Annotated in this window: 18 protein-coding genes; 8 read left to right on the top strand and 10 right to left on the bottom strand. The window is 53.8% G+C overall.

Features of this window, described 5'->3' with window-relative positions; genetic code table 11:
* Window positions 1-887: 887 nt before the first annotated feature.
* Window positions 888-1,415 (bottom strand): 5-(carboxyamino)imidazole ribonucleotide mutase, encoded by a 528-nt coding sequence (purE, locus tag B051_RS0120580; RefSeq protein WP_018480131.1) that lies wholly within the window; start codon window positions 1,413-1,415, stop codon window positions 888-890.
* Window position 1,416: 1 nt separating this feature from the next.
* Window positions 1,417-2,547 carry a 5-(carboxyamino)imidazole ribonucleotide synthase gene (locus B051_RS0120575; protein ID WP_018480130.1) on the bottom strand — a complete coding sequence of 377 codons (1,131 nt, stop codon included), beginning with the start codon at window positions 2,545-2,547 and terminating at the stop codon, window positions 1,417-1,419.
* Window positions 2,548-2,695: 148 nt separating this feature from the next.
* Between B051_RS0120575 and B051_RS0120570 the strand changes: the two genes are divergently transcribed.
* Together B051_RS0120570 and hemE are read left to right on the top strand one after the other, a co-directional pair.
* Window positions 2,696-3,316, top strand: a complete 621-nt coding sequence (locus B051_RS0120570; RefSeq protein WP_018480129.1) for a MarC family NAAT transporter — start codon at window positions 2,696-2,698, stop codon at window positions 3,314-3,316.
* Between the two features lie 148 nt (window positions 3,317-3,464).
* Window positions 3,465-4,505, top strand: a complete 1,041-nt coding sequence (gene hemE / locus B051_RS0120565; RefSeq protein ID WP_018480128.1) for a uroporphyrinogen decarboxylase — start codon at window positions 3,465-3,467, stop codon at window positions 4,503-4,505.
* A gap of 92 nt (window positions 4,506-4,597) precedes the next feature.
* On the opposite strand, the gene B051_RS0120560 is transcribed toward hemE, so the two are convergent.
* The 6 genes from B051_RS0120560 to B051_RS0120535 all read right to left on the bottom strand — a co-directional run bounded on the left by B051_RS0120560 (window position 4,598) and on the right by B051_RS0120535 (window position 11,659).
* Window positions 4,598-6,397 (bottom strand): TrkH family potassium uptake protein, encoded by a 1,800-nt coding sequence (locus tag B051_RS0120560; protein WP_018480127.1) that lies wholly within the window; start codon window positions 6,395-6,397, stop codon window positions 4,598-4,600.
* Between the two features lie 98 nt (window positions 6,398-6,495).
* Window positions 6,496-8,295 carry a TrkH family potassium uptake protein gene (locus tag B051_RS0120555; protein WP_018480126.1) on the bottom strand — a complete coding sequence of 600 codons (1,800 nt, stop codon included), beginning with the start codon at window positions 8,293-8,295 and terminating at the stop codon, window positions 6,496-6,498.
* Window positions 8,276-9,295, bottom strand: coding sequence for a bifunctional heptose 7-phosphate kinase/heptose 1-phosphate adenyltransferase (locus B051_RS0120550; protein WP_018480125.1), 1,020 nt, complete (start codon window positions 9,293-9,295; stop codon window positions 8,276-8,278). Before B051_RS0120550 ends, B051_RS0120555 begins: the two co-directional genes overlap by 20 nt.
* Window positions 9,295-10,503: a pyridoxal phosphate-dependent aminotransferase gene (locus tag B051_RS0120545; protein WP_018480124.1), complete on the bottom strand. Its 1,209-nt coding sequence runs from the start codon at window positions 10,501-10,503 to the stop codon at window positions 9,295-9,297. Before B051_RS0120545 ends, B051_RS0120550 begins: the two co-directional genes overlap by 1 nt.
* Before the next feature lie 254 nt (window positions 10,504-10,757).
* Entirely contained in the window at window positions 10,758-11,366 is a 609-nt protein-coding gene (recR, locus tag B051_RS0120540) for a recombination mediator RecR (RefSeq protein WP_018480123.1), read from the bottom strand.
* A gap of 11 nt (window positions 11,367-11,377) precedes the next feature.
* Entirely contained in the window at window positions 11,378-11,659 is a 282-nt protein-coding gene (locus B051_RS0120535) for an ATP-dependent Clp protease adaptor ClpS (RefSeq protein ID WP_018480122.1), read from the bottom strand.
* A gap of 537 nt (window positions 11,660-12,196) precedes the next feature.
* On the opposite strand from B051_RS0120535, the gene B051_RS0120530 reads away from it, so the two are divergent.
* The 4 genes from B051_RS0120530 to B051_RS0120515 all read left to right on the top strand — a co-directional run bounded on the left by B051_RS0120530 (window position 12,197) and on the right by B051_RS0120515 (window position 17,801).
* Window positions 12,197-12,640: a nucleotidyltransferase domain-containing protein gene (locus B051_RS0120530; RefSeq protein ID WP_026236569.1), complete on the top strand. Its 444-nt coding sequence runs from the start codon at window positions 12,197-12,199 to the stop codon at window positions 12,638-12,640.
* Between the two features lie 5 nt (window positions 12,641-12,645).
* Window positions 12,646-13,188: a hypothetical protein gene (locus B051_RS0120525; RefSeq protein ID WP_018480120.1), complete on the top strand. Its 543-nt coding sequence runs from the start codon at window positions 12,646-12,648 to the stop codon at window positions 13,186-13,188.
* A gap of 329 nt (window positions 13,189-13,517) precedes the next feature.
* Window positions 13,518-16,787, top strand: a complete 3,270-nt coding sequence (locus tag B051_RS0120520; protein WP_018480119.1) for an amidohydrolase family protein — start codon at window positions 13,518-13,520, stop codon at window positions 16,785-16,787.
* 156 nt (window positions 16,788-16,943) lie between these two features.
* On the top strand, window positions 16,944-17,801 hold the full coding sequence (locus B051_RS0120515) for a DUF4846 domain-containing protein (RefSeq protein ID WP_018480118.1): 858 nt from the start codon (window positions 16,944-16,946) through the stop codon (window positions 17,799-17,801).
* A 705-nt stretch (window positions 17,802-18,506) separates the two neighbouring features.
* Here the strand turns inward: B051_RS0120515 and B051_RS0120510 are convergent.
* Window positions 18,507-19,706 (bottom strand): serine hydrolase domain-containing protein, encoded by a 1,200-nt coding sequence (locus B051_RS0120510; RefSeq protein WP_018480117.1) that lies wholly within the window; start codon window positions 19,704-19,706, stop codon window positions 18,507-18,509.
* A gap of 108 nt (window positions 19,707-19,814) precedes the next feature.
* On the opposite strand from B051_RS0120510, the gene B051_RS0120505 reads away from it, so the two are divergent.
* On the top strand, window positions 19,815-20,414 hold the full coding sequence (locus B051_RS0120505; protein WP_018480116.1) for a DsbA family oxidoreductase: 600 nt from the start codon (window positions 19,815-19,817) through the stop codon (window positions 20,412-20,414).
* 89 nt (window positions 20,415-20,503) lie between these two features.
* Here the strand turns inward: B051_RS0120505 and B051_RS22985 are convergent, their stop codons facing one another.
* Complete coding sequence (locus B051_RS22985; protein ID WP_018480115.1) at window positions 20,504-21,331, bottom strand: TerB family tellurite resistance protein; 828 nt, start codon at window positions 21,329-21,331, stop codon at window positions 20,504-20,506.
* 188 nt (window positions 21,332-21,519) lie between these two features.
* On the opposite strand from B051_RS22985, the gene B051_RS0120495 reads away from it, so the two are divergent.
* Window positions 21,520-22,431: an SUMF1/EgtB/PvdO family nonheme iron enzyme gene (locus tag B051_RS0120495; protein WP_018480114.1), complete on the top strand. Its 912-nt coding sequence runs from the start codon at window positions 21,520-21,522 to the stop codon at window positions 22,429-22,431.
* Window positions 22,432-22,560 lie beyond the last annotated feature (129 nt).

Below are 22,560 nucleotides of genomic sequence, written 5' to 3'. Positions count from 1 at the left end.
TCGAAACCTGCATCAATCACGCGAAAGGCCACCTGGTGCACATCCTGCATGGCGACGACCGCGTCAAACCTGGCTACTACACCACCATTCAAAGGCTGTTTGAGGAATATCCGCAAGCAGGTGCTGCCTTCTGCAGGTACCACCACATTGATGAGGAAAACAGGAATCTGAGTCCAAGAACAAACCCTTCTTCNTTAGAAGAAGGCATATTGAAAGATTGGCTGCTTCGCATTAGCGAAAGGCAATACATTCAGTACGCCACCATCACGGTAAAACGAGAAGTATATGAAAAGCTCGGCTCTTTCTACGGTCTAACTTATGGGGAAGATTGGGAAATGTGGGTACGTATAGCTAAGCATTATCCTGTAGCCTATACCTCCCAGATTCTGGCCGAATACAGGAAACACTTGGGTTCTATATCCGAGGTAAAGCATCGAACAGGAGACTATTTGATAGATATAGCTTATGTATTTGTGCTTATTAAAAATCATCTTCCTCCGGAAAGCCAGAAGCAAGTACTTAGAAGAGCACAAAAAATTGTTGCACATAATGGTATAGGAGTTGCCTATTCCGTCTGGCAGGAATACAAAAACATAGGATATGTGAAATCAATTTTAAAAAAAGTTTTTAATATGCATGTAGACTTTAAACTATGTATCAAAGCAACAATAATACTTACTAAAATTTTATTCAAAATCCCCTAAAATATTGCAACTTTTATACTTAAGCCAATATTTAAAAAGCTATCATGCGAGCTAATCAATCTTATTTAAGTGCTAGCCTTAGAAATAGTAGTTCTTTCCTTTAAAAAATCGTTTATTTTATCACCACTTATTTAGTCAATAATGATAAAGTAGGAGTACATTTTCCAATATACAATCTTTTACCTAATCTAAATCGCGGTCGCCTCTTCTCAACTCTTCCACCGAGCGCATCACCTTATCCTTCAAGCTTACCTTGTACTTCTCAAGCTTATCCGCCACTGCGGCGTTGGATGTGCCAATGATTTGCGCGGCCAGTATGCCAGCGTTTAAGGCACCATCCAACGCTACCGTTGCTACGGGCACGCCGCCCGGCATTTGCAGTATGGACAGCACGGAATCCCAGCCGTCGATGGAGTTGCTGGACTTAACGGGCACGCCGATAACGGGGAGCGTCGTAATGGAGGCCACCATTCCTGGTAGGTGAGCAGCTCCCCCGGCTCCAGCAATGATGACTTTCAATCCGCGTTTGCGGGCCTGCTCAGCATACTCGAACATGCGGTGCGGCGTGCGGTGCGCCGATACAATGGTAATCTCAAAGGGAACACTTAGGTTCTCCAGTATCTCGGCGGCTGCGTCCATCACTTTCATGTCGGACTGGCTGCCCATGATGATGCCCACCAACGGTTGGGTGGAAGGGGTTTCGTTAGCCATATTATGCGATTACTTTGATTACGTTTTTAACTGAATCTGCCCGTTGCTGGGCTTCCTGCAGGTCGGTGCCCAACACGGTGATGTGCCCCATTTTGCGGGCGGCGCGGGTATACTTTTTCCCATACAGGTGAATGTACACGCCAGGTATAGCCAATGCCTCCTGCAGGCCTTCATATTTCGCTTCTCCATCATAGCCAGTCTCTCCCAGCAGGTTGAGCATCACGGCGGCGCTCTGGATGTCGGTGCTGCCAAGTGGCAGGTTCAGAATGGCACGGAGGTGCTGCTCGTATTGTGAGGTATAGTTAGCCTTGATGGTATGGTGACCGCTATTGTGTGGACGAGGCGCCACCTCATTCACTAGTATCTGCCCGTCTTTGGTCAGAAACATCTCCACGGCAAGTATACCTACCATGTCGAATGACTCAATGACGCGTGTGGCGATTTCGATGGCCAGGCGCTGCAGCTTGTACGGCACGTTGGCAGGGGCAAACAGAGAATCAACTAGGTTGTGCTCCGGGTGGAAACTCAGTTCTACTACCGGAAAAGCCGTCACCTGCCCGCTGACGTTTCGGGCCACGATGACAGATATCTCCTTCTCAAAATCCACGAGTTTCTCGAGCACAGAGGGTTCTGTGAAGCCTTTGCCGAAGTCATTCTCACTTTGCAGTCTCGTCACCCCCCGGCCATCATAGCCTTCGCGGCGCAGCTTCTGGAAAGCAGGCAGAAAGTCTGAGTTGACGGCCAGTTCATCGGCTCCTGCCAGAATCCTGAAGTCAGCAGTAGGTATAGCATGCTGCTTGTAGAACTCCTTTTGCAGACCTTTGTCTTGTATGGTGCGCACGGTTCTGGCATCTGGGTATACCTTCACCCCCTCCTGCTCCAGTTTCTCCAGGGCATCGGCGTTTACGTGCTCTATCTCAATGGTGACGATGTCGCAGTTTCTGCCGAACTCATACACGGTATCAAAGTCGCGGAAGCTGCCTACGTAGAATTCATGGCATACGTCTTTGCAAGGGGCGTTCTCATCCGGGTCCAGTACCAGGGTATAGAGGTTAAAATCGAGGCCAGCCTGTATGAGCATGCGGCCCAGTTGGCCTCCGCCCAGTATGCCCAGCTTTACTTCTCCTTTCATAGTATCGTCGCTTAGGGTGTTGTTCTACCCAAAATTAAGGATTATGTTTTAAACAGCCTGCTTCCAATCCGCTTTCTGCATCACTTCTGCCGTTCTTTGTATTTATATAGTTAACCCCTATATTGTGGGTTATACCTGCTACTTACCCATGGAAATCATCCTTGCCACGCTTTCTGCCCTCTTCTCTGTCGTGAATCCCTTCGGGGCGATGCCTGTGTTTCTGACGCTTACGCAAAACGATACCCAGGAACACCGCAACCAGCAAGCACTGAAAGCCTGCCTATACATGGTAGGTATATTGGCTGTCTTTTTCCTGGCGGGCCAGTACGTGCTCAACTTTTTTGGCATCCGAATACACGATTTGCGCATAGCAGGCGGCCTGATGATTATGCGAGCCGGATTCGAACTGCTGACTCCTGGTGGCAGCAACAAAAAGGTGTCGCCGGATGTGGTGGAGGAAGCCCAGCAAAAGGAAGACATCTCGTTCACGCCACTGGCCATGCCAATGCTCTCCGGTCCGGGTGCCATTGCGGTGAGCATCGGTCTGTTCACCACGTCCCTCTCCATCCTAGACATGGCCCTGATTCTGATAGGCATTATCCTGCTGGCCGTCATCAGTTACGTAATCCTGCGCTTTTCCCACCAGTTGACCCGCTTCATGGGCAAGGCCGGACTGTCGGCCCTTTCCCGCATTATGGGTTTCATCGTGCTCTCCATCGGGGTGAACTTCATTGTGTCAGCGCTGCGCGCCCTGTTTTTCACGGAGTAAGCCAGCCTAAACAAGGTCTAGCACACAGCACCGCTTCCGGCCCATCACTTGATTCTTGAAAGATGATGTTCATCACTTATCTCTAATTTACGCAGGCAGAGGACGATTTGCATAAACGGAGTGCGGCAGAAACTCGTATCTTTGTGACATGCAACTGAAGAATGACCTGCTTATAAGAGCTGCCAAAGGAGAAAACGTAGAACGTACTCCGGTGTGGCTGATGCGCCAGGCAGGGCGCATTTTACCGGAATACAGAGCCGTACGCGAAAGCCTGAGCGGCTTTAAGGAATTGGTGGAGACACCTGACCTGGCCGCCGAAGTGACCATCCAGCCAGTAGACCTGCTCGATGTAGACGCGGCCATCATTTTCTCTGACATCTTGGTAGTACCCGAAGCGATGGGCTGCACTTATGAGATGGTGGAGAAACGTGGTCCTTGGTTCCCAAAGACCATACGCACTGAGGCTGACTTGGCCCGATTGCGCGTAGCCGACCCGCACGAGCACCTGGGCTATGTGCTGGAGGCTATTAAAGTGACCAAGAAAGCCCTGAACGGACGTGTTCCACTGATTGGTTTTGCCGGAGCACCCTGGACCATCCTGGCCTATATGGTGGAAGGCAGCGGCTCCAAGACGTTTTCACATGCACGCGGCTTGTTGTATACCAATCCAAAACTGGCGCACCAAATGCTGCGCATGATTACGGACACCACCATCGCCTACCTGAAAGCACAGGTAGAGGCAGGTGCCAACCTGATTCAGGTGTTTGACTCCTGGGCAGGCATACTCACGCCGGCTCACTACCGCGAGTTCTCACTCCCCTACATCAGCGAAATCTGCGACGCCATACGCGAGGTGCCGGTAACGGTGTTCGCCAAGGGCGCCTTCTTCGCGCTGGAGGATTTCAGCCGCCTCAACTGCGAGACCATCGGCCTAGACTGGAACATGGATATCCAGACTTCCAGGGCACAGGTTGGGCCGAACAAGACGCTACAGGGCAACATGGACCCCTGCCTGCTTTACAGTTCCTTCGAAACCATACAGCAGGAGACCATCAAAATGCTGAAGGAATTCGGTACGCAGCGCCACATCGCCAACCTCGGCCACGGCGTATACCCTGATACTGATCCCGAAAAAGTGAAGTGCTTCATCCAGACGGTGAAGGAGTACAGCGGAAGTATGAGAAGCTAGCGAGTTACAGAGCTATTTTTAATCATAAAAAGCAGAAGGCCCGCTAGGTATAGCGGGCCTTCTGCTTTTTATTGAAATCACTCCAGCTCCCTTTACCCAACCGGCACATACGTTTGTGGGTACTTGTAAGCAGTGGTGGTGGCACGTGTGCTGAGGGCGAGGGCCAGCGTAAGAGTGCCCACCCTGCCGATGAACATCGACACAATCAGGACGCCTTTGCCCGCATCCGACATACCGGCGGTTATACCTGTGCTCAGGCCCACTGTTGCGAAGGCCGACACCTGCTCAAAGGCTAGTCTGAAAATATCGAACTGCGGGTCTGTGATGGTGAGGATGAACAGGAAAAAGAGGTTGAGCATAGCGGCGAAGGCAAACACTGAAAAGGCTTTGTACGATACCGAGTGCGGAATCGTCCTGTTGCCTATTTCCACATAGCGCTTACCCCGGATGGTGGTCCAGACGGAGAGCAGGATGATGGTGAACGTAGTAGTTTTGATACCGCCGCCAGTAGAGCCTGGGGAGGCCCCAATGAACATCAGGAAGATGAACATCAGCAAGGTGGGAACCGTCAGCGACGCGATGTCAACCGTGTTGTAGCCGGCGGTGCGCGTGGTGACAGATTGGAAAAAGGCCGTGATGATAGCCTCCGCAAAGTTCAAGTGCGCCAGCGTATTGAAGTACTCCAGCAGCAGAAATCCTACCGTACCCAGCGCCAACAGGGCCGCTGAGGTATAGATGGTGATGCGGGACAGGAGTTTCCAGTTGCGCCAAGGCGTGAGCATGCGCGCCCGCATGGACTTAGGAGACAGCACATCAATCATAGTCGGGAAGCCTATACCTCCCAATATAATCAGCAGCGCCACCGTCATGTGCATCACATAGGCCTGCCGGACGGGCTCGGTATAGAGCCCCTCCGGGTATAGGGACATGCCCGCGTTGCAAAAAGCGGACACGGCATGGAAGACAGAGAAGAAGATTTTATCCCCCAACGTCACGAAGTGCGCTTCCCGGCCCCACGTCATAAAGATGATGACCGCTCCCACCGCCTCTATGGCGAAGGTCATGAGAACCAGGTTCCGCAGGAGGTTTTTGGTCGAGAAGATGGACTCGCTTTCCAGTATCTCGAACATGGCCACGTGCTGTTTGATGCCTATACCCTGTCGCATCAATGAGGCGAAGAAAGTGGCAAAAGTCAGTATACCCAGGCCGCCGAGTTGCACCAACATCAGCATGACCAACTGGCCCGAGAAGGTGAAATAGGTACCCAAATCCACTACAGCCAGTCCCGTTACGCAGGCGGCGCTGGTGGCCATGAACAGCGCATCGATAAAGCGCATAGAACCGGGTGAGACAATCATCTTCGGCATCATCAGCAAACCTGCACCGAGCAATACCAACACCACGAAGCTGAACATGAACATGGTGGTAGGCTTAAACTGCGCCGTCTTCAGGTATACCTTGGTTTCTAGCAGCTCTACCACCAGCAAAACGAGCATGTACAAGGAAACTGCTAACCGGTATACCTCCACCGACAGCGGAATGCCCATGCTTTCGAACAGATTATAGATGACAGGCGTGTCCAGCCCATAGGTGCCTAGCTGGTTGATGAGGATGATTCCCATCAGAATCCCTTCCAACTTAGTCCGTCTCAGAAACCGTGCCCGGTCAAAGGCATACAGAATGCGAATGAGGTAGATGATAACGAAGATGGCCAGGATGGCATCGATGGCGTAATAGAGCTGCTGGAGCGTGACAGGCTCCTCTACCATACCATGTGCGTATACCAGCAGGCCTACCGAAACCAGCGTGAGCAGGTAAGTCGTCCGGCGCATGATGGCGTACGCCGTCAGTTTGCTTCCGTAGAGTGCCCTGTTGAGTCTTTCTGTACTCATATAGCCCTGTAGCTTTCAGAAATATCCACCAATCCCGCCTTCCCCGAATGCTTTGTCGCTCCCATACCTGCGCACCAATACGTTGTTGTGGGCATACCTTATCCGATGGCTAGGTGCGTGTCCGGGTACTTGTAAGCGGTGGAAGCCGCGCGTGTGCTGATGGCCAGCGCCAGCGTCAAGGTCCCTACCCTCCCGATGTACATGGACAGAATGATAACCGTTTTGCCCACATCAGACAGGCCGGCGGTTATACCTGTGCTCAGACCCACCGTAGCGAAGGCCGATACCTGCTCAAAGGCCAGCCTGACAATGTCGAACTGCGCATCGGAGATAGAGAGCACGATGAGGAAGAAAATATTGAACACCACCGCGAAGGTGAATACCGCGAATGCCTTGTAGGATACAGAGTGCGGAATGGTGCGTCTGCCAATCTCGATGTTCCTTTTACCCACAATAGTGGCCCATACCGACAGAACGATTACTGTGAACGTAGTGGTTTTGATACCTCCCCCCATAGAGCCCGGAGAGGCACCGATGAACATTAGAATCATCATGATGAGCAGCGCCGGCACCGACACCGCCGAGGTGTCCACAGTGTGGTAACCGCCGGAGCGCGTCGTAGCGGACTGGAAGAAAGAGGCGATGAGCGCCTCCACAAAGTTGAGCTGCGAGAGTGTGTTAAAGTACTCCAGCAGGAAAAAAGTCACCATCCCAAAAGCCAGAAGCCCCGCTGAGGTATAGACCGTCACGCGCGTCATCAGTTTCCAGTTGCGCCAAGGGGCATGCAGACGGGCCCGCATGGCCTTTGGAGAGAACAAATCAATCATGGTTGGAAAGCCGAGCCCACCCAGAATCATCAGCGCCGCCAGGGTCAGGTGCAGGACGTAGGCATGTCGCAAGGGGTTACTGTACAAGCCCTCCGGGTACAAGGAGAAACCGGCGTTGCAAAAGCCCGACACGGAGTGGAAAATGGAGTAGAATATCTTGCTGCCCAGATTAACGAACTCCGCCTCCTTCCCCCACGTCATAAAGATGATGAGGGCCCCTATAGCCTCTATGGACAAGGTCATCAAAATCAGCTTCCGGAGCAGGCCTTTGGTGAACGCGATAGACTCGCTCTCCATAATCTCATACATAGCCACGTGCTGCCGGATACCCAGACCCTCGCGCATAAGCATGGCAAAGAACGTGGCAAAGGTCATCACGCCCAGTCCGCCCAACTGCACCAACAACAGCAACACCACCTGGCCCGAGAAGGTGAAATACGTTCCTGGGTCTATCACCACCAGCCCTGTGATGCAGGAGGCACTGGTCGCCATGAAAAGCGCATCGATGAAGCGCATTCCGTCCGGGTCATTGGTCATTTTAGGCAGCATGAACAGAGCCGTGCCTACAGCAATGAGCGAAATGAAGCTCATCAGGAAGGTGATGGCCGGTTTCACCTGCAGGGTTTTCAGGTGCACCTTGGTTTCCAGCAGCTCCACTACCAGCAGCATGAGCATGTACAAAGAGATGAACACGCGGTATACCTCCACCGACAGCGGCATCCCTATCCCTTCAAACAAGTTGTAAATGATGGGGAAATCCAGCAGGTAAGTGCCCACGTGGTTCACCAGGATGAGCGCCATCAAGCTGCCCTCAAACCAAGTGCGTTTCAGGAACTTGACCCGCTCAAACCCATACAGGATGCGGAGCAGGTAGATAAAGACGAAAACAGCCAGAATGGCATCGATGGCGTAGTAGATGAGCTGCAGGTTGCCGGGGTCTGACTCTACGCCATGGGCATAGAGCAGCAAGCCTATCGCCACAATGGTGAGGGTATAGGTCGTGCGGCGCATCAGCATGTACGCCAGCAACTTGCTTCCGTAAAGTAGCCTGTTAAGCTGTTCGGTGTTCATAGGCATCAAACAGCCTGTTCTCCTGCGCTTCTTCGTACAAGCGGTTTCTGTCTACAGGCACCACCCCCACCTGTTCGCATACCAAGCCGCCGCCCAGGTTGCTCAGGCCCGCCAGGAAGGGGAGGGGTGTTTTCAGGGCCATGCAAAGCGCTGCTATACTGATGACCGTATCGCCGGCACCCGAAACGTCGGAAATGGCGCGGCGGTGCGCAGGTATATAGGTTTTCTCTTCTCCATCGGCCACAAACACGCCTCGCTCCGAGAGCGTGACCAGCACTTGTGCGGTCTGCAAGCGCTGCTGCAGCTGTGCCACCGCCTCCTCAAAGGCAGGCAGGTTCTCTTCGGCAAAGTCGACTTTGAGCCCCTCTTTCAGTTCCTTCAAGTTGGGTTTGAACAGCGTGCAGCCTTTGTAGCTCAGGAAGTTCTTTTTCTTCGGGTCTACCACGCTAGGTATACCTCGCTCGTTGGCCAGTTGGATGAAACGGGCGATGTTCTGCTCCGAGAAAACGCCTTTATCATAATCCTCAAACACGACCACATCAGCCCGGTGGAGCAGCTTCAGGAAATGCTCCTCTAGGTGGCGCTCTTCGTAATCGGCCAGGTTGTGTTCTATCTCCGCGTCCACGCGAAGCAGCTGCTGCCCGCCGGCTATGATGCGGTGCTTGATGGTCGTCACCCGCTCCGGGCTCTGCACTATGCCTTCCGTCGAGAGGTTGCGCTCCTCCATCAGGCGCAGGAAATCGCCTCCGTCCGAATCGTCGCCAATCACGGAGCAGAGCAGCGGTGTGGCGCCCATGGCCTGCACGTTCAGGGCCACGTTGGCAGCACCGCCCAATCGCTTCTCCCGCTTCACCACGTTCACGATGGGCACCGGTGCCTCCGGGGAGATGCGTGTTGACTTGCCCCACAGGTAGGAGTCAATCATCACGTCGCCCACTATAAGCACTTTTAGCCGCCCAAAGGAACTGAAAATATCTTCTAAATTGGTCAATTGGTCCATTACTGCAGTTTGGCAAGGCTCTCCTTGATGCGGCGGAGTGCCTCAATGAGTTTATCGTCGGATGTGGCGTAGGAGAAACGGATGCACTGCGGCGCCCCGAAGGCTTCGCCGCTCACTAGGGCCACATGGGCGTCGGTAAGCAGGTATAGGCTCAGGTCGAGGGCACTGCTGATGATGTTGCCGTTGCAGCTCTTACCGAAATAATAGCTCACATCCGGAAAAATGTAGAAGGCGCCTGTCGGCACGTTAGTCTTGAATCCGGGTATGTCGCTCATGATGCCCAGCACCAGGTCTCGGCGGCGGCGGTAAGCGTCGCGCATTTCCAAGGCCGACTCGTTGCCGCCCAGCAGGGCCGCATGGGCTGCTTTCTGGGCGATGGAGCAGGTACCGGATGTAATCTGGCTCTGCATTTTGTCGCAGGCGGACGCAATGTCTTTGTGTGCCGCAATGTAGCCCACGCGCCAGCCCGTCATGGCATAGCCCTTGGAGAAGCCGTTCACCGTCACCACCCGGTCTTTGATGAAGTCGAAACTGGCCATGCTGGTGTGCTTGCCTCCAAAATTGATATACTCGTATATCTCGTCGGAGATGATGTATACCTGCGGATGCTTCTCCAGCACCTTCGCCAGCGCCAGCAGTTCCTGCTCATCGAACACAGAGCCGGTCGGGTTGCAGGGCGAGGAGTACATCACCAGTTTGGTGTTAGAAGTAATAGCACTCTCCAGTTGCTCCGGCGTCACCTTGAAGTCGTTCTCCAGACGGCCCTGCAATGGCACCGGTATACCCTCGGCCAACTTCACAATCTCCTCATACGACACCCAGTAAGGCGAAAAGACAATAACCTCATCCCCCGGGTTCACCAGGCACATCACCGCATTGGCAATGGACTGTTTGGCCCCAGTAGATACCACGATATTTTCCGGACCATAGTCCAAGTTGTTGTCGCGCTTGAACTTGTCGGCAATGGCTTGGCGCAGCGCCGGGTATCCCGGCACCGGGGTATAGAAGGTGAACCCTTCGTCAATGGCCTGCTTGGCGGCGTCTTTTATGTACTGTGGCGTCTGGAAGTCAGGCTCCCCAAAGCTCAGGTTGATGATATCGTGCCCCTGTGCTGCCAGTTCACGGCCTTTTTTGGCCATGGCGATGGTCTGCGACTCCGACAGGGAAAGAATTCTATCAGAAAGTATGTTCAGTGCTGTGCTCTGCATGTTCGTTCAGAATTAAGTCCCAAAGTTACTTATTCTGAAACAGAATTCCAGTAAAGCGGGACTGAGATTAGGACTTCAGTCAAGGAAGCTTTAAGATGGCGAGGAATTGTGGGAATAGAAAGAACAAGCCCTGTAATTTCAGCTAAATCACCGCCTTGATGCCAGATATCAAGTCTAGTGTCAGCTCCGGTCGCTTCGAAACAAAAAGGACATGCCAAAGCATGTCCTTTACAGGTTATCGAAAGCTACAAGTATCAGCTCTTGCCGTAGGACGTACGCTCTACTATGCTACGCCCCAAGGTTATTTCATCGGTATATTCCAGCTCCCCGCCGACCGGCACACCCCGCGCAATGGTGGTGATGCGCACGTTGTGGTCGCGGAGCTTGCGGGTCAGGTAAAAGGCGGTGGTGTCGCCCTCCATGGTGGGGCTGATGGCCAGCAGTATCTCCTTCACCTCGGAGTTAGGCAGGCGCTCCAGCAGCGAGTCGATGTGCAGGTCCGACGGCCCTATACCTTCAATGGGCGAAATCACGCCGCCCAGCACATGGTACAATCCCTTGAATTGAGAAGTGTTCTCAATGGCAATCACATCCCGTATGTCGCTCACCACGCACAGCAGGCTGCGGTCGCGCAAGGGGTTCAGGCAGATATCGCATACCTCTGTATCGGAGATGTTGTGGCACTGCTTGCAGTGCTTCACCTCGGTGCGCATCTTCACCAGGGCCTCGGCCAGCAGAAAGCTCTCCTCCGATTCCTCTTTGAGCAGGTGCAGCGCCAACCGGAGCGCGGTTTTTCGGCCAATACCCGGCAGCTTCGCCAACTCCTCTACGGCGTTCTCAATCAGTTTAGACGGAAAATTCATGAAACCTCCCGCTACTCTATGTTGGCAGAAAGGTCTTTGTCGTGGAGGGCGGTGCACATACCTGCCAACTCCTCATAAGACCCTACCTTAACGGTGCACTTGCCTTTGTAATGGATGAGTAGCGTACACTGCTCTGCCTGCTCTGCCGAGTGGCCGCATACCTTGATAAGTGTGGCAATGACGTGGTCAAAGGTGTTCACATCGTCGTTGTACACAATCAGGTTGCGTAGGTCGGTACTTTCCTCCAGCAGGGCTACGTCTTCCTGGTATAAAATCTCTGTCTCAATATTCATGCTGCAAATTTACGAATTTTTGTAAAGCTATGGAACAGCAACCTGCTTTAATACAGGCCTCACCGGCCGCCCCACCATTCATGGAAAAGGTATAGATTAGAACAATCGGCAGGGTATCTAAATTCCTGAACTGCCATCAATTTTAAACCTCTCAGGTACAGTCCCAAACAACCATAAACTGCGTTTGTTACTTCTAAAGTAAACGTTTCTGGTGTTTCGCGGCCTGCTATCCTTCTATAATCCACTCGTATAGGTTTGACATGAATTCCTATTTTTATAATTTTGCAAGAAACGCCTTCCCCTCGGAGGCTTTTTATTCTTTTTGCTGCTTTGGTATTTATATACCTTACACCCTGTCAGGTTTATATTTTGAGAGAAGAAGTCAGCACCCCTCTGCAGCACCCGGCAGACAGAGCGGTTAGCAAAAAAAAGTTGTCGGACAGCCACAATGATTTAGCGTATTGGCTCGCTCAGACCACCGCGGCACGCCTTGCCGCGGTGGAGCACCTGCGCCAACGGTATTGTACATTAGTGAACATGGAGCTGAAACACGACTTTAGGAATTTCATACACCTGCTCAACACCTACCAGATAGAGTACATGGTGGCAGGCGGCTTTGCCGTGGCCCTTTACGGATACCCCCGCTATACCGGCGACATTGATATTTGGATTAACCCTACTCCCGAGAATGCCAATACGCTGCTGAAAGCCCTGCAGGAGTTTGGCTACAACGAGGAGCAGGTGACCTTCGAAGACCTGACCACACCGGACGTGGTGACACAACTGGGCTACCCGCCTAACCGCATCGATATTGCCACGGGCTTGGCTGGGGTTGAGTTTGCCTCCTGCTGGAAGAACAAGGTTTCTATACCTTATGAAGATATTATGGCTAACTTTATCAGCCTGGATGACCTGAAGCAGAACAAAAGGGCCACTGCCCGGCAGCAGGACCTGCTGGATTTACAGAATTTGCCCGACTAACCCCTATGCCATCCGTCTCCACTGGCTTCAAACAAGCCGTCAAGAAGCTCAGCGACAAAGATAAGGAAGCCATCATCCTCAGGGCCGCCCGCCGCGACGCGGAACTGTACGACCTGTTAGCCTTCGAGCTGGGCGAGCTGACGCTGGAGGACCTCTACAACCAGACCGCCAGTACCATACACGACCTGATGATAGGTACCTCCGGCCGCTTTCTGGGCAGGGCGCTGACCAAGTCGCTGCGCAAGTCGGCTAAGGAAATCGCCCGTTTCAAGCGCATCACCAAGGACGTGAAGCTGGAGACGGACCTGCACCTCTACCTGTTGCGCCTCATCTTCGACAACTTCACCGGCCAGTTCGACAGCTACTACAAGGCCTTCTATACCGCCACTGCCCGCCTCCTGCAGCGCACCGTGCAGCTCATCCGCAAGAACCTGCACGAAGACTACCACCTGGAGTATAAGGCCGAACTGGACAGCTTTCTGGAGCAAATCCACAGCCGCAACAAGCCCCTGAGCTTTGACTTGCCGAGGGAGTTTGTGGTGGAGTAAATATCAAGACACCTTGGGTAGTTTATTTTGTAGGGACAGGTCGCGACCTGTCCAATCGTGCACCGGAAAACACGTCCTGTTAACTTTCAAAATCAAGTTATAGCGGGTGCCGCAGCTAGGTATGCCGCTCACATTTCATCGCATGGCCGTCGCTCGGACAGGTCGCGACCTGTCCCTACGAAACCGCCGTTCATTTCTCACCGCAGTTATCGATTCTGCCTATCCCATTTAAACCTTTTCTGATTTCTCCCCTCAAATACCTAAATTTGAGAATCTAACCTAATCTAATCGACCAACACCCTGTCATGAAGAAGCATACCTATTGGAGTATGTTCCTGGCGGCGGCGCTTGCCTTACCCATGGGCACAGCCACGGCGCAGGACAAAAAAGACAACAAGTGGAACGTGGAGGAAGCCCGCGGACCGCAAAAAGAAATCACCGTAACAACCGACGAAGGCACCTGGATGAGCCTGGACGTGAGTCCGGACGGCAAAGAGATTGTCTTCGACATGCTCGGCGACATCTATAGCATGCCTATATCGGGCGGCAAGGCTAAGTTGCTTCGCAGCGGCCGCGCCTACGAGGTGCAGCCACGTTTCAGCCCGGATGGTAAGTTCATCTCCTTTACCTCCGACGCCGGTGGCGGCGACAACATCTGGGTGATGAAGCGCGATGGCTCGGATGCCAAGCAAATCACCAAAGAGAACTTCCGCCTGCTGAACAACGCCGTTTGGACACCGGATGGCGAATATTTGATTGCCCGCAAGCACTTCACGGCCTCCCGTTCGCTGGGTGCCGGCGAGATATGGATGTACCACAAGTCGGGCGGCAACGGCGTGCAGCTGACCAAGCGCAAAAACGACCAGCAGGACGCCGGAGAGCCGGTGGTTTCGCCGGATGGCAAGTATGTGTACTTCTCCGAAGACATGAGCGGTGGCACTACCTTTGAGTACAACAAAGACCCAAACGGCCAGATTTACGTGATTCGTCGCGTGGACCGCAACACGGGTGAGATTGAGAACGTGGTGACCGGCAACGGTGGCTCCGTCCGCCCAGTTATCTCCCGCGATGGTAAGCAGCTGGCTTTTGTGCGTCGTGTGCGCACCAAGTCGGTGCTCTTCATCCACGACCTGAAGACGGGGGAACAATGGCCGATTTACGACCAGCTGAACCACGACCAGCAGGAAGCTTGGGCCATCTTCGGCGTGTACCCTTACTTCTCCTGGACACCCGACAACAAGAGCATCGTATTTTGGGCAGGTGGCAAAATCAACAAAATAGACGTAGCCGGCAAGAAAGTAACCAACATACCTTTCGAAGCCACAGCCACGCACCACATCGCCGAGGCAGTACGCCACGACTTCAACAAAGAAGGCGTTTCGCCGGCGCAGTTCGCCGCCAAGGCCATCCGCCACGCCGTGACTTCCCCTGACGGAAAGCTACTCGTGTTCAACGCGGCGGGTCATATCTACAAAAAAGAACTGCCAAACGGCAAGCCAGAGCGCGTGACCAATGGCAAGGACTTTGAGTTCTACCCGGCTTTCTCACCTGACGGTAAGACGCTTGTGTACTCTACCTGGGACGATGACAACATGGGTGCGCTGATGAAAGTGGACGTACGCAAGAAGAACTCGAAACCAACCAAGCTAACTGCTGAAAAAGGTTTTTATACCAACGCTTCTTTCTCTCCGAACGGCAAGCTGATTGTGTACAGCAAAGACGGTGGCAACAACCACATGGGCTATGCGCACGGCAACGAGCGCGGAACTTATTATATGACAGCAGAAGGCAAGAACCCGACTTTCATCCAGAAAAACGGCTTCTCCCCGATGTTCAACGCGACTTCTGACCGTATTTTCTTCACTTCTGGTGCAGGCGGCAAATATGCGTTCAAGAGCGTGGACCTGCAGGGCAAGGAGGAGCGCACGCACTATACCTCTACTTATACCGACCAGTTCTACCCGAGCCCTGACAACAAGTGGCTGGCTTTTGTGGAGCTGTTCAACGGCTACGTAGTGCCTTTCTCGGCCAACGGTGCAGGTATGGAGTTGAGCGCGGAGACCAAAGCCGTGCCTGTTGCCCGCTTCACCAAGGACGCCGGCACGAGCGTACACTGGTCAGGCGATAGCAAGAAAGTAAACTGGGTATTAGGCGATGAGTATTTCTCCAATGACCTCAAAGACCGCTTCGCGTTCATAGAAGGCGCTCCGGAGAAACTCCCTGCCATTGATACAACAGGTATAAAAATTGGCCTTGAGTTCAAAACGGACATTCCGCAAGGCAAAGTGGCTTTCACCAACGCCCGCATCATCACGATGAAAGGCGATGAAGTGATTGAAGGCGGTACGCTAGTAGTGGACGGCAACCGCATTGTATCGGTAGGCGAAGGTATAGCCGTGCCGAAAGATGCCAAAGTGATTGATGCCAGCGGCAAGACCATCATGCCAGGTTTGGTGGACGTACACGCCCACCTCGGCACCTTCCGCAACGGCATGAGCCCGAAACAGCAGTGGTCGTACCTGGCCAACCTGGCTTATGGCGTAACGACAACGCACGACCCGTCCTCTACCACTGAAATGGTGTTCAGTCAGTCAGAAGCTGTGAAGGCAGGTCACATGGTAGGACCGCGCATCTACTCTACCGGTACGATTCTGTACGGTGCCGATGGCAACTTCAAAGCCGTTATCAACAGCCTTGACGATGCCCGTTCACACCTGCGCCGCATTCAGGCTGCCGGTGGCTTCTCAGTGAAGAGCTACAACCAGCCACGCCGTGAGCAGCGCCAGCAGGTAATCCAAGCTGCCCGCGAACTCGACATGACCGTGGTGCCGGAAGGCGGCTCGACCTTCTTCCACAACATGAGCATGATTCTCGACGGCCACTCCGGCATTGAGCACAACATCCCGGTTCATCCGCTTTACAAAGACGTGGTGGAGGTATGGAAAGCTTCTAAGACCGGCTATACCCCTACCCTTATTGTGAACTACGGCGCGACCAGCGGCGAGTACTACTGGTATCAGAACAGCAAGGTATGGGAAAAAGATAGGCTGTTGAAGTTCACACCGCGCTCTGTGATTGACGGTCGCTCACGCTTTGTGATGCAGGTGCCGGACGAAGAATACCGCAACGGTTACTTCAAGACTTCCGAAGCCTGCAAAGCCCTGACCGACGCCGGCGTGAAAGTGAACCTTGGTGCGCACGGACAGCTGCAAGGCCTTGGGGCACACTGGGAGCTGTGGATGCTGCAGCAAGGCGGTATGACGAACATGGAAGCCCTCCGTGCTGCCACCCTGAACGGTGCCGAGTACCTGGGTATGGGCAAAGACCTTGGCTCACTCGAGACAGGCAAACTAGCGGATCTCATCGTGCTGGACCAGAATCCGCTGGAGAACATACAGAATTCTGAGCACGTGAAGTACACCATGGTGAACGGCCGTCTGTTCGATGCCGCCACCATGAACGAAGTAGGGAACTACGACCGCAAGCCAGGCAAATTCTGGTGGGAGAACAACAAGTACGCCTCGGCCTTTGACTGGCACGAGGGTACCGACACCCGCTTTGAAGGTATAGCCGGCGAGCACTGCACCTGCCGCCACTAAGCGATTAGTCTAATCTGATATGGAACGAGCCGACTCATGTGAGTCGGCTCGTTCTGTTTTATGGTCTTTTCTGCACCTCTCCTGCTCTTATCACATGCTGCTGTACCTTTTCTGAAAGAATAAATGTATATTAGCTAAGTCATATACTTTCTACCTATGCCGCTATACCTGTTCTCAATCCTCTTCGTCCTGCTCACAGCCTGCGGCTCCAAAGCCGAGAAGGTGACCGAAGAAGTCCCAATAGGTATAGCCGAAACCGACGTGCTGCTCAACCCAGCAGGCAAAACGGTGGCGGAGCGGTTCCTGCCGCCAAAGGGTTTTAAGAGAGTTGCACAACCCGAGAGCAGTTTCGGGGCTTATCTACAGAACTTCAACTTAAAGCCCCATGGAGCCGTGGTGCATTATTACAATGGGGCCGTCAAACCCAATGACGGCATTTATGACGCCGTGTTGGACATAGATGTAGGTAAGCGGGACCTGCAACAGTGCGCCGATGCCGTGATGCGTCTGCGGGCTGAGTACCTGTTTGTACAGCAGCGTCACGACGTCATCCATTTCAACTTCACGAGCGGCTTCCGGGCAGACTACAGCAAATGGCGGCAAGGGTATCGGGTCAACGTAAAAGGGAACACCTGTACTTGGGTGAAAAAGGCAGATGCGAGCACTTCCTACGCCTCATTCAAGGATTACCTTCAGGTAGTGTTCACGTATGCCGGCACCCTGTCGCTGGAAAAGGAGATGATGGCGGTTTCTATGGAGGACATTCAGGTTGGTGATGTATTCATCAAAGGCGGCAGCCCCGGTCACGCCGTCATCGTGATGGATTTGGCTATCAACGAAGAGACGGGGGAAAAGCTGTTCCTACTAGCCCAGAGCTACATGCCGGCACAGGAAATCCAGATTCTGAAAAACCCGATGAACCCAGGTATAAGTCCTTGGTACAGCAGTGATTTCAGCGGTCCTCTTCTCACACCGGAATGGACTTTTCAACGAAGTCATTTGAAGCGGTTTTGAGGTATAGCGGGTTATTCTGATTGCTTCCTTTGGTGATTTTGCAATCCAAGGTCTAACCGTTCTCGAGCCAGAAAAGGGAATCACCATTATTAAGAACTAGATACAGTCATTCTGCCACTGATCCAGATTTTTACCTCCAACGGTTGACTTACCCCTACCCCTATCAATAGGAAAACGCAAGCACGAATCCTATCAGGTATATTGTCATTCCGACGAAAGGAGGAATCTCACGCCCTGTTGGCTGCGAATCCAGCGCCAGCGCAGATGCGGCTTTTGTGAGGACACTGGCGAGGAAAGTAGGAGATACGCCAGGTGCAGACCGGCCGGCTTATTCCACCGCCCGTTCCCGCTGCGCTCGCACCGGCGGTGGGTAGGGTAACAGATTCCTCCTTTCGTCGGAATGACAGAAACGGGTGGAATAATGGCAGAACGGAGTGACAGGTATAGCAAGGCAAAGGACAGGGAGTAGGTATAGTCGTCAGGTATAGCCTTGACACCCCTCTGACTCCCCTCAAGGGGAGAGTTTCCACAGCAGCCATATTAATGGCATCAGCCAGGTGGACCGATGACGATTTTTTGTTCGAGCGGTCAGCGAGTTCAAAATCGTCTTGATTCTTTTGCCTACTTTTTTCATCAGGGAAAAAGTGAGTGCCCGCCGCACAGGCGAAGCTACAAAGCAGTTCAGCGATTGTACAGCAAAAGCCTTTACTTCTTCACCGCCGCCAGCACCCGTTTAATCAATTCATCAGGATTGCCGTTGTGCCAGCGCCAGACGATGACGATGTCATGCTCCGGGTCAATCCAGATGGTGTTGGAGCCAGCGCCCAAGGCGGCGTAACTGGTGGTGGGAGCGCTGGGCCAGGCCTTGCCTTCGGTGTTGAGCCACCACAGATAGCCGTAGTCCGGGCCTACGGGTCCGCGCGAAGTTGTCGCCTCCTTCACCCAGTCCTCCGACACGATTTGCTTGTCTTTCCAGCGGCCGTTACGCAGGAACAGGTAGCCGAAACGGGCTTCATCCCGGGCGCTTATCCAAAGGCCGCCGCCCCAGCGGGTTCCGCCGCTCACCGATGGCATGCGCTTCCCGTCAATCTCCGCATAGGAATTGCGGTAGGGCACGTACTTCCAGGTATCAGAGGCATCAATCGGGTCCATCACCTCGTCCTCGAACACCTCAGGAAGCGGTTTCTTCCAGAGGCGCAGCAGCGATAAGGCAAAGCGGTTGATGCGCACATCATTATATTCGTAATAGGTACCCGGCTCCTGCAGTTCCCGTGGCTTGCGTTCGCCTCTGCCAAACTCCTCCTTGCCCACAAAGTCATGCTTCTTGCCCCACATTTCCCCTTCCCACTCGCTCGTCTGCCGGGCGTGATGCTCCCAGGTCGCCTTACGGTTCTGTTCCGAATCATAGCCACCGTCCTGCACGTACTTGGCCACCGGGTCTTTCACATCCTGTATCATACCCCTATCGATGGTGATGCCTAACATGGTGGAGAGTACGCTTTTGGCGACGCTGTAGGTGGGGTCCACCCGCTCGGTCTCGCCCCACTCCGCCACGATGTAGCCATCCTTCAAAATGATGCCGTTGGTGCTCGCCCTGTCGTTTGGTATAGGTCCGAGCATCCTTCCGAAAATCTCCTCCTGCGTGGAGAAGTCCTTGGGCATCTGAGTGGTTTCCTGCTGCTTCGCCCAAGCCACCGCCTCCTGCAGCAAACTGGCGTCCATACCTACCTGCTCGGGCTGCTTCTTCTCCCAATTGTCCCCTTTGCCCGGATAGTATACCTTGGCCTCGGTGCGGTGTGTTTGGGCAGTGGCGGTGGGCTGCTGCGGTTGTTGCTGGCACGCAAGAGTGCTCAGCGCCAGCGCCAGGTATAGGATTCTGTTTTTCAACATCGTGTCGAGTATCATTTTCTGATTCTAAAGCTACGCAAAAGGCAGGTATTTGTGCAACGCCAACCACTGCCTGCTGAACAAATGTGTAGCCCCGACGGTACGTATTACTTAGACTGAAAAGCCATGCTACAGATAAAAGTATACTCAGATTACGTTTGCCCTTACTGCTTTTTGGGGGAGCAGGTGCTGGAGAAGGCCCTGGCAGGTATGGAGGAGCAGGTGCAGGTGGAATGGATGCCCTTCGAGCTGCGGCCGGAACCGACGCCCACGCTAAAGCCAGAAGAGGACTACCTGCAGACCACCTGGAAGCAATCGGTATACCCGATGGCCGAGCAGTTAGGTATAGCCATCGTGCTTCCCAAGGTTTCGCCGCAACCCTATACCCATCTCTCCTTTGAAGGCTACCAATTCGCGAAGGAGCAAGGTAAGGGAGCGGCCTATACCCACCGCATGTTCACCGCCTTTTTTCAGGAGGAACAGGACATTGGAGACGTGGAGGTGCTGACCAGACTGGCTGAAGAAGTTGGATTGGAAGGCGAAGATTTCCGGCAGGCATTGCAAACACGCAGGTATAAGGAAGTGCATCAGCAGGCGCTGCGGCATGCCACACAGGAGATGGGTGTGCGGGCGGTGCCGACCTTCCTCGTCGGCAACAAAGTGGTGCGGGGATTGCTGCGCGAGGAAGACCTGCGGAAGCTGATAAAACAAGAGCTGGAAGCGTAATGCGCCTCCAGCTCTTGTTGCTCTACCAGCTCTTGTTGCTCTATATATCTAATGGCAGGTATGGCAAACGCTATACCTGTGCACTGGCTTTACCAGCTGGTGCCGCCCCCGCGCTTGCCGCCGAACAGACCTCCCAGCAAGCCACCCAGTCCGCCTGAGCCCATGCCACCGTAGCGGTTCCGACCATTCAAGCCGCCTAGCACGGAGGCCATGGAACCCAGTCCGCTATTAGAACGACGGCCGCCGCCCATCAGGCCGCCTCTGCCGCCCATCATACCACCAAGCAGGCCTCCTAGCAAGCCACCGCCTGCCAGTCCGCCAAGGCCACCCATCATGCCCGCTCCGCTCCGGCGTCTGCCGCCGCTCATCATACGCGCTATCACCAGTGGGGCCACGATGCCGAGCATGCCCTGCACCATCTGGGGAGATATGCCCAGGCTCTTGAACTTTTCTGCGAAGCCTGTTTTCTCTGCAAAGGCCGGGGCAGCTGGGTCCTCGCCCTGCTGCTGCGCCTCATCTGCCTTGTTCACGAACTGCTCCAGCAGGCTGTACTGCTTCTGGTCTACGCCCAGGTAATCGGCCATCTCCTGTATGCGCTTCTGCTCATCCGGGGTATACTGGCCGTCGGCTTTGGCGAAACTGATGATGTCGGTGATGAAGGAGAAGCGCAACTGGCTTTTCTTGAGCACATCCAGCACGCGCTGCAGGCTAATTTGCGACGGGTTCTTGGCGATTTCCAGCACCTCCTGCTCCACGTTCCCGGGCATTTCGGCTGCCTCACTCAGGATGCGCAAAAATTCCAGTTCCTCTTCTGAGGCATGTCCGTCGGCCGATGCGACCGTCGCCAGGGCGGCCAGGTAGGCGCCCTTCTCTTCCATTGAGTATTCCTTCAATAAGGTGGTTTGTTCTTGTTCCATAGCTTTTGTGGTTGAATCCAATCTCTCTTAACGGTCCACACGTATTCGGGTTTACTTAACCCTTTGGGCGGCCGCAGGATGTTTTATTAAAACACACATCGCAGCCGTAAGTATACTACCTGGAGCGAAGGGCCGTTCTCTCCAAGATTTTACGTACCTTGAATGGCCGATAAAGCCTTTTGCCCCTTATGCCATTGATTTACCTCCTGTCGCTATACCTGCTTTTGATGTCCTCGTTTCCTGCGGCGCCTGCCAAAGACGCGCTGCCCGTTCCGCCCGGCGGCATCAGGCTGCAGGAAAACCTATACCTGGACGAGACCGAGGTATCCAACATCCATTGGTGGGAGTATATGCATCACCTGCAAAAGGACTCCAGTTTGGCGCAGTACAAGGCCGCCATGCCCGACACCACGGTATGGGATAAGGTAGACGTGACGGGCCATATGAAAAAGAACTACTTCCGTTCGCCCGGCTATCGTTTCTTCCCGGTGGTGGGGGTGAGTTATGAGCAGATGCTGAACTACTGCCGCTGGCGCTCCGCCGCCGCCACAGCCGCCTTCAACAGCAATCCAAAGAACAAAAAAAAGTATAAGCTGCAAGGCCAGGAGGTGGTGTTCCGGTACCGACTCCCAACGGAGGCCGAGTGGAAAATGGCTGCAGAACAGAGCCGCAACACCAGACTGCTCACCAGAAAGCTAGCCACAGCGCCCGCGGCCTACAGCATCATCGACAGCCTGGGCAACAGCCGCCCCGACAAGCAGAAGGCTTTGGAGAAATACCTGTCCCAGCATGCTGACACGGCCCTCAACTGCCTCAAGAAGTTTGAACCTGGCCTATACTACGGGCTGCTGGAACCGGAGAAGACCTACCCGAACCCGCAGCGTAAAGCGGTGGTGCTGTATGGCCGGTACCCACACCTGATAGGCAATGTGGCTGAGATGACCCAGCAGAAGGGGATTGCCAAAGGCGGCAGCTGGGCGCACCGCCTGGAGCAGGTATCCGTTGAGAAAGTGAACAGCTACGAAGCCCCCACCGCCTGGCTGGGTGCCCGCTGCATAGGAGAGGTATACCTGGTGCCTCAGGCCAAAGCACAACAGTAATTTATTTGCTATAACTTTGGTTTTAAGATTTTATAGGTAAAGCCGTACCAACACAAAAAAGCCTGATAGCATCGCAGCTATCAGGCTCTTCTTATCCCTATCAAGCAGGGTTTGGTCGTCTAAAGAACA

This window comes from Pontibacter roseus DSM 17521 (assembly GCF_000373265.1).
GTDB classification, from domain to species: domain Bacteria; phylum Bacteroidota; class Bacteroidia; order Cytophagales; family Hymenobacteraceae; genus Pontibacter; species Pontibacter roseus.
This window is presented reverse-complemented; position numbering and strand designations above follow the sequence as displayed.